We start from the raw sequence: 10,020 nt of genomic DNA on the forward strand, positions 1-10,020 counted from the left end.
TTCCGGATACAGGCTGCTGCGAGCATAGCCGTCACGCGATCACCCTCAGGCGCTGCTTCCGCCTCTCCTCTGAGAAGAGCGGGATTGAGCAAGAGATCGCTACTATCGAGCAAGTCCGCCGCGCCTCACCCCCCATGGGCAGACGCGCCCCTACCGAGCTGTGGGTTGAACTCCCGAACCGCAGACCGTCTCGACGTCCTCGGCCTCGATCGCGCTGTCGAAGGATCTGCGCAGGCAGGGCTGGCAGTTCGTCGGGCCGACCACCGTGCATGCGTTCCTGCAGGCGATGGGCCTGATCAACGATCATGTCAAGGAGTGCGTCATCCGGTCCGAGGCTCAGGCGGCGCGCGAGGCGTTCGCCCGGCCTGGGCACCTCACGAGATCAGTGGCGGGGTCGACTTCCACTTCAGCGACTCCACCTCGTGTGCGTCGCCCTTGGCCATCAGGCGAAGGACTCCCAGAAACGCCACGACTGGTAGAGCGATCGGCAGGAGCCAGACGTAGGGGCTGCTGACCGTTTCACCGATCGCAGCCCACACCTTGTGCTAGCTGTCCTTACGAAGGGCTAGGGACATCGACCCCGTCCTTTCCGATGGCGGGCACGAACGTGTGTAGTCAGGGAGCCTCGTTCCACGGATTGTGGGACGAGGTCACACTGCAACAGCCCAGCCCTGAGGTAAGGCGCGGTCTGGGAAACCACATCCCGTGCAGGGCACATGGCTCTTGGGGCGACCACCGCGTGTAGAGGGACGGATGCCGTTGGAAGATCAACGCATTCCATGTCGGTCTCCGCTTTTCTGCTTCGACACTCCTCAAACTCGATGCGCCATGTCGGCTCACCTTGCCCCGATCGCTCGTCAACAACCAACCTCCGCCAGCGGCCGGCGCGGAGGGCGTCCTGCGGGAACCGCGGCCGCCGGGCACGACGCGAAGCCCTCCGTCGTCTACGGTCCCGCCGACCAACCCGCCATCTTCTGTCGGACCGGGGGGCCTCCCACACCCAGACGCCGGCGAGATACTCCTTCGACTCCACGAAAGGCCCATCGCTGACCACCGCCTGCTCGCCCCGGTTGTCGATGACCATAGCCGCGTCGGTGTCCGCAAGTCCGCCCGAGAAGACCCAGTAGCCCTCGGCGATCAGCCGTTCGTTGAACGCGCTGATGGCGGGCCGCCTGTCCGTGCTGCCCGGAGCGCTCTTGTCATCGATCACGGAAACCAGGTACCGCATTTGAAGGTCAACTCCTGTGGTGTCAAGACAGCGTGGCCCGAGGGCCAGGGACTTCAGGCCGTCGCATACCGCGGGCGCCCGGCCGGCCGGTAGACCTGGATCGACACACCCTTGGAGTCGACCCGCGATTCGACCAGGTCGAGCGCAAGATCCGGGCCCGTGTCGGGGAACAACCGCGCGCCCTGGCCGACAACCACCGGGATCACGATCAGAGTCATCTCGTCGACCAGGTCGTTCTCCAGCAGCCACTGAATCAGGATGCCACTGCCGTGCACCTGCAGCTCACCCCCGGCCTTGGCCTTCAGCTCACTGACAGCCGCCGCGAGGTCACCGCGGAGAACGGTCGTGTCCTGCCAACGCGGGGTGGTGAGCGTGGTCGAGGCAACGTACTTGGGGGCCTCGTTCAAGGCCACGCCGATGGGATGTGCACGCATCTGGTCGATTGCCCCCCAAGAGCCGGCCAACAGCTCATAAGTGCGCCGGCCGAACAGGAACGCCTCGGCGCGCTGATATGCCCGCGTGATGAACGTCCTGGTCTCGTCGTCACCCTTCCCCCGGGCCCATCCGCCGCGCTCGAATCCGTTCCCGCGGTCATCCGACGCGGCGCCGTTTCCCTGCATCACTCCGTCGATGGTGACCTGAGTCATGGTCGTCAGCTTCATATCGCGGTTCCTTCGCCGTGGCGCCGCCCCCTGCGGGCGGCCTCACCCCTGCTACTGAACGCCACCGCCCCGATCCGACACCGCCTCCCGGATTTCTTCGCGGAGTTTCCGGGACGCCGGCCGTCAGCGATCCGACACACCGACGCGGACACCAGCGGCCCCCATCCCGATGGCAACACGGGCCCTAACTTCTCTACTCGCCACCAAGCCAAGGACCTCCACTCCCTCGACGTCTCCCCGGAATCAGAGTGACCGACAACGACTGAGGACCTGCGATCAGCTACCTGGCGGCTTGGGGACACGTTCGGGAGCAGATGGCCGACGAGGCGAGCTGAGCGGCGGTCAGCGGTCCTCGACGTCGGCGGCAAAGCGGTCCCAGGCGGCCTGGCGGGAGATGCCCAGGGCATGACCGATCCTGGCCCAGGTCACCCCGCGGTCACGCAGGATGCGGACCCAGGCCCGCAGGTCACGCTCGGCCTGCTCGATGGTGAGCGCGTGACGCGGCAGTGAGGCCAGCAGGTCATCGTCCGACATGCCCGGAAGCCACTCGGCTTCCGGATCGGGCCCGCGGTGCACCCGCTGGGGCTCACTACCCCGTGGCGGGTCGGAGAGCAACTGGTGGGCCAGCTCAGTGCAGGCGTCGCAGATGTAGACACCCGGCCCCGCCACGACCCTCTTGGCCTCCGCGTGGGACGTGCCGCAGAACGAACACCTGGTGGCGACCTCCTCCACCGGCGTCACCCGGCGACGGCCCTTGCTTCGCGTCATCACCGCGTCAGCCTGCCCTTGACGCGGCGCCGCGTCAAGGGCAGGCTGACAGGCCTGGAGACGTCAAGGACGGGCTGACAAGCCCGAGACGAGAGGAGAAGCGCCCATGGATCTCGAACGATGCCCGGAGGGACAGGCCATCGAGGTCGCCCGCGGCCTGGCCACGGGCTACACCGAAGAGGAGTACCTGCTGCGCGGCACGGCCGCCTCGTACGCCGACGAATTGGCCCCATACGTGACCCGGATCCTGGTACGCAGGCCCGAACACTTCAGCGGCACCGTAGTGGTGGAGTGGTTCAACGTCTCGTCGTTCATAGACGCGGGCGTGGAATGGCAGTACATCCACAGCGAGCTGTTACGGAGCGGCATGGTCTGGGTCGGAGTGTCGGCCCAGTGCCTGGGGGTCACCGGCAGCGTGCATCCCGTGGACGGTCCGGCCCCGGGCGGGCTCAAGGCGTCGAACCCCGAACGGTACGGGCGGCTCGACCACCCCGGCGACGACTTCTCGTACGACATCTTCTCCCAAGGCGGGATGGCCATCCGCGAGCTGTTCCCCGGCGCGCGGCTCATCGCGGCCGGGATGTCGCTGGGCGCCTACATGCTGACCACCTACATCAACGAGGTCGACCCGATCGCCCAGGTGTACGACGGGTTCCTGCCGCACTGCCGCATCGGCATCGCCCCGGCCCTCGTACCGTCGAGGCGGCCGGCGACGCCAGGTCTCGATGGGACGCCGGTGCCCTTCCGCGCCGACCCTCGGGTTCCGGTGCTCGCCCTGCTGACGGAGACCGACGTGATCACGGCCGGGTACGTGGGGGCCAGGCGGCCCGACGGGCCGAACCTGCGCGTGTGGGAGCTCGCCGGGGCCTCGCACGCCGACACCTACCTCAACACCACCGGCCGCCTCGACCTCACCCGTGCCACCCCCACGGAGCTGGCCGCCGCGCTGGTCCCGACCACCCGCGTGATCGGCATGGACCTGCAGCATCTGGCCAACTCCGGCCCCCAGCACCACTACGTCGCCAAGGCCGCGATCCGACGGCTCGACCAGTGGGTGCGCGAGGACGTTCCGCCGCCGCAAGCTCCCCCGCTGGCCACCGTGCCCGGCCCCGCGCTGGAGCGGGACGACCACGGCAACGCGCTCGGCGGGGTCCGCACGCCCTGGATGGAGGTGCCCACCGCCATACTGACCGGGGTCAGCCCGGACGACGGCGTCCTGGGCAGGCTCTTCGGCCTGACTGTCCCGTTCTCCCCTGCCATCCTGGACAGCCTGTACGGTGACGGCTACCTGCCCGCCTTCGAGGCCGCCACCGACGACGCCGTCGCCAAGGGGTTCCTCCTCGCGGACGACGCCCCCGAGATCAAGGCCCTGGCCGCCGCGTCCATGGAGGCCAGAGTGCCCTGAGTCCGACTCAGCCAAAGAAACGCGCGGCGGCAGCAGGTGTGAGACGACAGACCTGGGCGTGCTCCCGACTGCACCTTAGTGAAGATCGACGACGAAATGGGAGCCCGACGCCGGATAGACGCGCGGCCTCGGGCGCGGCGTCAGGATGTCTGCCGCAGGGCTCGGTAGATGGTGCTGCGGCCCACCCCCAGTGCCTTGACGATCTCGGCCACGGTGGCGTGCTCCGCCGACAGCTTGGCAGGTCTGCCGCCGAGGCGGCCTCGGCTGCGCGCGGCGGCCCTGCCCACCGCACGTTCGGCGATCAGCTCCCGCTCGAACTCCGCCGGTGCCGCGAAAATATGAAAGACCAGGCGGCCAGTGTTGGTGCTGATGTCGATCCCTTCGTGCAGGGAGGCGAAAGCGACCATGCGCCCGGCCAGCGCGTTGATGGCCTCCACCAGATGCCGTAGGGAGCGACCCAGCCGGTCCAGCCGCCACACCACCAGCGTGTCCCCGCCCCGCAGATACTCCAGGCACCGCGTCAGCTCGGGGCGCTCGGTCAGCTTCCCCGACGCGGTGTCGGCGAAGACCTTCTCACAACCCGCCGCATTCAGCGCGTCGGTCTGTCCGTCCAGGTTCTGCGACGCGCTGGAGATCCGGGCGTAGCCGACCCGCTGGCCGGCGAGAGGGTGCACGGGAAGGCTCATAGCCTTGATCATGTACCGAAACCGGCTCGGTGACGGCCTTTTTGCACCGTTGATTCCGGTCGCGGTTTCGGACGCTACCGAGAGGTCGACGACCACTCTCACAGCCACTTTTTGATCTTCTCCGTTACTGAGGACCCCGGGACACGAAGATCACCATCACCCGGCGTCACCCACCAGCCGATCCACCCTAAAACCACAATCACAGGCGAGTTGCGCCGGAACTGGAACGTACGCTAACAACCCCACGCAGGCCCCGTCCGGCCACCTGTCCCGGCCTGCGAGAAGGCGCTTACCGTACGAAACGGTTCCGCTGCAGGTCCACCCCCGGACCTTGGCCGACGATGCCAGCCTCATCGGCGTGGGCGATGCGTGACAACGGCAAGGAGCGTGCGTTCTCTGAACTGAGAAACGTGATGCTCAGCGGTAGCACCTCACCTCGTTAGCCGTCGATGCGCCCCAGGTAGAGGTCAGCCAGCTTCGGCAGAGTCGAGATGGCGGGTTTCACCGAGGTTGACGACCGTGCGGTAGTGGAAGAAGTCGTCTTCGCGCAGCGTGGTGATGCTGCCGGATGGCACCCGGAAACTGGCATAGCCGACCGCCTTAATCGGCATCTTGATCCAGGACGCCACGACGAATGTCAGGGAGCCACCGTGAGTCACGATGATCTGGTGTTCACACGGGCGCTGCAAGATCTCGTCCATGGCCGCGTAGATGCGCTGCGCCAACACCGCCCTGGTCTCGGCGCCCTCCACGCGCTCGTCGTGTTCCAACCGCTCCCCAACAGCCGGCGGCGGCACGAATCGCTGGTCAAGCCACTCCTGTGGCCTTCCCCCCGCCTCTCCGTAGGATTTCTCCCGCAGTCTGCGGTCCAGGATTGGTTTCACGCCGAACAGCTCAGCAACCTTCTCGGACGTTTGCCGGGTGCGCTGCAGATCCGAGGAGAATAGCTCCACGTCGGCGTCATCTGGGATCTGGGCCCGCAGCGCCTGGGCGATGGAGGCTGCCGCGCTGAGGCCGGCTGGTGTCAGCTGCGAATCATGCCAGCCGCCGACGACCCTCTCGACGTGGTGCGTCGCTTCCGGATGGGTGACGGCGTATATGGTGCGCATGCGTGAGGTCTTCCTGTTGGGAGCTTTTGAGCGGAGCGGACGATTATAGTGTGACGGTGACCGCATGTGAGCTCAGTTGGCACGAGAACGTCGACAAGGTCCTCACCAACTGGCGGAACGCCAACACCCCGCAGTGACACCGCGCGTCTAAGGCCTCGTTGGGTCCGTTGCTCGGGACGGCGACCGGATACAGCAAGACGCCGATCGACAGCTCACCGAGACGATCGCCGACCTGGAAGCCCGTTGGGAAGACCGACAGATCTCACGATCTGTCGGGTCAGCCCTCACTCTGAGCCATCTTGCCCCCTGGTGGCACCGACCCGAGTACAGCGTCGGACGCTCCACCATCCACCGCATCATCCACGGAGTCCCAGAAAACCGCCAGGTAGAACGCGGATCGCTGCCTACTCTGCCCCTCGCCGTACTATAGGACTTCCAGGCCTTGACCCCGGCGTCGGTGCCGGGGTCAAGGGTGGTGTCCACGACCGCACCGAGCTGTTCGATGCTGGTGGCCGGTGTCGGCGCGCGCGATTTGCCTTTCTGGGATACCACTGATCCCTCTAATGCGGTTCGCACTTACCACCGGGGCCTTGGAGGCAGACGAAGGGCGGCTTCTCCTCCTTCTTGATTCTGTCGCATGACCAGCGGCCATGCCTCCAGCAGCACTTCAGGCCGTGTCCGACCTTGCACCTCTTGGGCGGGCGATTGACTTCGGAGGTGGGGTCATTCTGCGATGCCGCTGACACAACCGTTTTCGCGGAGCTTGTGGCAGCGATGACCTGTGCACCTTCTGGCGTCCCGAACGCCAGACTGACAAGAAGCGCAGGCCCTGCCAGCATGACGCGTCCCCTGCCATGCATGGGCATTCCCCCTTCGCGTCCAGAGCCGCCAGTTGCGATCGCTCGGCAGCCCGCTATCGACATAATATTGGGGACTACGACCTAATCGCAGGCGTAAAAGCCTCGCTGATAGCCCATCTCGTATCCGCGTGCCCATTGGCCGAATCCCCGGGTTTGGCTTCTCTGCGTATCCCTGAGGCAGTCCTGGTAGCCCTCCCGGTATCCTGTCCGGAAGCCTCGCTTGCAGTCGCCCCTGCAGGGGCGACTGCTGCCGAGGTCGGTTGTAGCCGCATGGAGTGATGTGGTCACTGCCGATTTGGCTGGGCTCATCGTGATCGAGGCTTGAGCGCCTTCCGGGGGGCCGAGCATAACGGCCGCGAGAATGGCCGGACTAAGCAACATCCAGCGCCGCTTGACACCCATGACGTCCCTCCTCTTTGCATCCGACTATCCGCTGGTCTATTTCGGATAGTACGGCGCCGAGTCGGCTCCACTCCAGCATTAGCGATTGCGTCGCGATCCGTCTATTCGTTTGGCACAGTGAAACCGAGCTCTATGGATGCCTATTAAGGTAACGACCATTCTTGTATCTTTCTTGGGATGTCGGTACGCATACTGCGAGCTGCGATGGGATGTAAGTATACTTACTGGAGAAAACATTACTCTAGGGATTGTTTGTAATGCCCGCTCTAACGAGCCGGGAATCCCCGGTTGGTTCTGTCGTGGGGAGGCTACCGGCCTGCAGGTGACGGGGGGCGGTCAGAGCGGTCACGAGAGGGTTCTCCTTCGTGGCGGCGGGCCCCGGAAGATGCGGAGCCGGTCTGCCTCCAGCAAGCCGCATCCACCCACGTCACGGCCAGGGCCGCTGGCGCGGCACGCAAGCGGCTCGCACGTCATGCAAGAGCGTCTGGCCGGAACGTGGTGCGGCGGTTACCGTGAGGAGTGAGTCTGTGTCCAGCCATGGAGCAGCCACCGGATGACCGCGCCTTCGACGCACCGGCCCGCCGGCACCGCCGGTCGGGACCATGGCGCGATCGTCCGCAAAGCCCGCCAGGCCGCCGGGCTCACCCTGGCCGAACTCGGCTCCCGCACCGGCTACTCGGCCTCCCAGGTCTCCCGCTACGAGCGCGGCCTGGCCCCGCTCACCGACCTGCTGGTGCTGCGCCGCTTCGCCGGCGCCCCGAACATCGCCCGCAGACCGTCGGTCTCGCGCCCGAGGCCGCCCCCGGCCGCCGCGCACGGATCCTCTCCGCAACCGCGCTGCCCTCCACCGCCGCAGCCGATATCGTGGCCAGCGGGCAGGCTACCTCGGGCATGTCTGTGTTGATCATCATGACTACGAACCGCAACCGTGATCTAGTGGCCCGTCACGCAACCTTGGCCGGGTAACTGGTCCAGCTTCGGATAGGTGAAGTGGCGGCGAAGCTGGTCTTCGGCTGGGCACGGAGGTTGCGCCAGCGGACGTAGCCGCCGATCGCCGCGTTCTGCTCGTCATGGGTGCGGTGATCGGTGCCGTTCAGGGCGTAGTAACGCAGCGCGGCGAACTCGGACTCGATCCAGTTCAACCACGAGCCGTAGGTCGGCGGGAACACCAGGTCGACGTCATTGTCGGCGGCCCAGGCGCGGACCTGGGGATGCTTGTGCGGCGAGTAGTTGTCCATGATCACATAAAGCCTCTCGCCGGGCCATCGCGAGCGCGGGGTCTTGAGGAAGGACAGAAACTCCCGCCACCGCTTACGCCGGCGGATGCGGTAGTACAGCTTGCCGGTGGCCAGATCCAGCGCGGCGATCATGTGCATGACGCCGAAGTAACGGTTGTAGGTGGCCCGCGGCCGAGCCGGGCTCCCGGCCGGCCGCCACCGTTTACCCTTGCGCAGCATCAGGTTCAACGGCCCGAACTCATCGACGCGGATCACCCTGCCGCCGGCGGGCGGGTGGTCGTATAACTCCAGCACCCGCTGCATCTTGGCGATGAAATGCGGGTCGTTGGACGCCTTCCACGTGGTCGTGGTCTGCCAGCTCACGCCGCCCTTGCGCAGAATACGCCGCAGGTGGGGCGTTCCCCCTTGAATGCGGACACCTTGGAGACTGGATCTTGAGGTCCAGGGGAAGAGATGTCACTGATGGTGATGAAGAACTACCCGCCCGAGTTCAAGGCCGACGCGGTGGCGCTGGTGTTGTCGAGGCCGGACCGGCTCTCACATCGATCGCGAGGGATCTGGGGATCAGCCGCGAGACGCTGCGGGTCTGGTTACGTGCCGCGCAGGCCCGTGGCGAAGGCGGGCAGGCCGCGGCCGGCGGGGCCGGTAAGGGCACGCCGGGCGGGCACCTACCCTCAGACGACGTGCTGGAAGAGGAGAACAAGCAGCTCAGGGCACGGATCCGGGAGCTGGAGCAGGAGCGGGACATCCTGCGTAAGGCGGCCAAGCTTTTCGCGGGCGAGACGAACTGGTGAACCGCTTCCAGTTCGTTGAGGATCACAAGACGCCCTACGGGGTGAAGCGGTTGTGCCGGGTGCCGCGGGTGTCGCGCTCGGGCTTCTACCGGTGGCTGAAGGGCGCCGCGGCGCGGCTGGCCCGCCGCCGGGCCGATGAGCAACTGGCCGAGCAGGTACGGCGGATCCATGCCGAGCATGACGGCACCTACGGCTCGCCCCGGATGACAGCCGAACTGCGCGCCGCCGGAATCGCGGTCAACCACAAGCGGGTGGAGCGGGTGATGCGCGAGCACGGCATCGTCGGGCTGCACCTGCGCAAGAAGATCCGCACCACCGTCGGCGAGCCGGACGCGGCGCCGGTCGCGGATCTGATCCAGCGCGACTTCACCGCTGAGCGGCCGAACAGCCGCTACGTGGGGTCGGGTAGCCGGAGGGAATCTCACCCTCCGGCTCCCACAGAACCGTGCGTAATAGTCTCCCATTACACGGCTCTTGCCACCCTGATCACCAGAAATTGCGGGACCACTGCCAGTGAGCGAACATCCTCGGGTATCGCTGCGTGATTCCCTGGAAGCACTTCTTGGCTTTCTTGAACCCGGCTAGTCGTTTGTACTTTCTGCGGATCCAGCGCACCAGGTAGGCGTTGATACGCCGTAGGAGCGGCTTCAACGCGGAGTGGTAGAACGCTCCGTAATATTGCATCCACCCCCGCGCAATCGGGTTGATGGCCCGTGCGAGTTGAGTGAAGGTATGACCGGTGCGCCGATGGATACGCCATCGGCGCACCTCGGAGCTTATTTTCTTAAGGGCTTCCTTGCTGATCGCAGGCAGGAAGATAGGAAGAGCGTGGTGGAGGGTAAGAGTTGTGGGAACGAGGGGTAGATGT

The 10,020-nt window shown here is 66.0% G+C and carries 9 protein-coding genes and 2 pseudogenes; 4 read left to right on the forward strand and 7 right to left on the reverse strand.

Features of this window, described 5'->3' with window-relative positions; translation table 11 throughout:
* Window positions 1-193 precede the first annotated feature (193 nt).
* Window positions 194-514, forward strand: a pseudogene (locus tag ACWEJ6_RS31755) (DNA-3-methyladenine glycosylase I); the annotation flags it as partial.
* Window positions 515-565: 51 nt separating this feature from the next.
* On the opposite strand, the gene ACWEJ6_RS31760 reads toward ACWEJ6_RS31755, so the two are convergent.
* From ACWEJ6_RS31760 to ACWEJ6_RS31770, 3 genes are all read right to left on the reverse strand, one after another.
* Window positions 566-1,228: a YciI family protein gene (locus ACWEJ6_RS31760; RefSeq protein ID WP_452428562.1), complete on the reverse strand. Its 663-nt coding sequence runs from the start codon at window positions 1,226-1,228 to the stop codon at window positions 566-568.
* Between the two features lie 53 nt (window positions 1,229-1,281).
* A complete protein-coding gene (locus tag ACWEJ6_RS31765) occupies window positions 1,282-1,890 on the reverse strand; it encodes a dihydrofolate reductase family protein (protein ID WP_452428564.1) in 609 nt (202 codons plus the stop codon).
* A gap of 342 nt (window positions 1,891-2,232) precedes the next feature.
* Window positions 2,233-2,658, reverse strand: coding sequence for a ClpX C4-type zinc finger protein (locus ACWEJ6_RS31770; protein WP_452428566.1), 426 nt, complete (start codon window positions 2,656-2,658; stop codon window positions 2,233-2,235).
* Window positions 2,659-2,764: 106 nt separating this feature from the next.
* Between ACWEJ6_RS31770 and ACWEJ6_RS31775 the strand changes: the two genes are divergently transcribed.
* Complete coding sequence (locus ACWEJ6_RS31775; protein ID WP_452428568.1) at window positions 2,765-4,063, forward strand: alpha/beta hydrolase domain-containing protein; 1,299 nt, start codon at window positions 2,765-2,767, stop codon at window positions 4,061-4,063.
* 140 nt (window positions 4,064-4,203) lie between these two features.
* Here ACWEJ6_RS31775 and ACWEJ6_RS31780 read toward each other — a convergent pair whose 3' ends face one another.
* The gene (locus ACWEJ6_RS31780) at window positions 4,204-4,749 is read right to left on the reverse strand and encodes a recombinase family protein (protein ID WP_452428570.1); all 546 of its coding nucleotides are present in this window, start codon (window positions 4,747-4,749) and stop codon (window positions 4,204-4,206) included.
* Between the two features lie 467 nt (window positions 4,750-5,216).
* The gene (locus ACWEJ6_RS31785; RefSeq protein ID WP_452428572.1) at window positions 5,217-5,858 is read right to left on the reverse strand and encodes a histidine phosphatase family protein; all 642 of its coding nucleotides are present in this window, start codon (window positions 5,856-5,858) and stop codon (window positions 5,217-5,219) included.
* A 1,815-nt stretch (window positions 5,859-7,673) separates the two neighbouring features.
* On the opposite strand from ACWEJ6_RS31785, the gene ACWEJ6_RS31790 reads away from it, so the two are divergent.
* Window positions 7,674-8,024 (forward strand): helix-turn-helix domain-containing protein, encoded by a 351-nt coding sequence (locus ACWEJ6_RS31790; protein ID WP_452428574.1) that lies wholly within the window; start codon window positions 7,674-7,676, stop codon window positions 8,022-8,024.
* A gap of 40 nt (window positions 8,025-8,064) precedes the next feature.
* On the opposite strand, the gene ACWEJ6_RS31795 is transcribed toward ACWEJ6_RS31790, so the two are convergent.
* Entirely contained in the window at window positions 8,065-8,769 is a 705-nt protein-coding gene (locus ACWEJ6_RS31795) for an IS630 family transposase (protein ID WP_452428582.1), read from the reverse strand.
* 51 nt (window positions 8,770-8,820) lie between these two features.
* Between ACWEJ6_RS31795 and ACWEJ6_RS31800 the strand changes: the two are divergent.
* Window positions 8,821-9,553 (forward strand): annotated as a pseudogene (locus ACWEJ6_RS31800) (IS3 family transposase); the annotation flags it as partial.
* An 85-nt stretch (window positions 9,554-9,638) separates the two neighbouring features.
* Here the strand turns inward: ACWEJ6_RS31800 and ACWEJ6_RS31805 are convergent.
* The gene (locus tag ACWEJ6_RS31805) at window positions 9,639-9,971 is read right to left on the reverse strand and encodes a group II intron maturase-specific domain-containing protein (protein WP_452428584.1); all 333 of its coding nucleotides are present in this window, start codon (window positions 9,969-9,971) and stop codon (window positions 9,639-9,641) included.
* Window positions 9,972-10,020: the final 49 nt, after the last annotated feature.

The sequence above is a fragment of the Nonomuraea sp. NPDC004702 genome, from assembly GCF_053601695.1.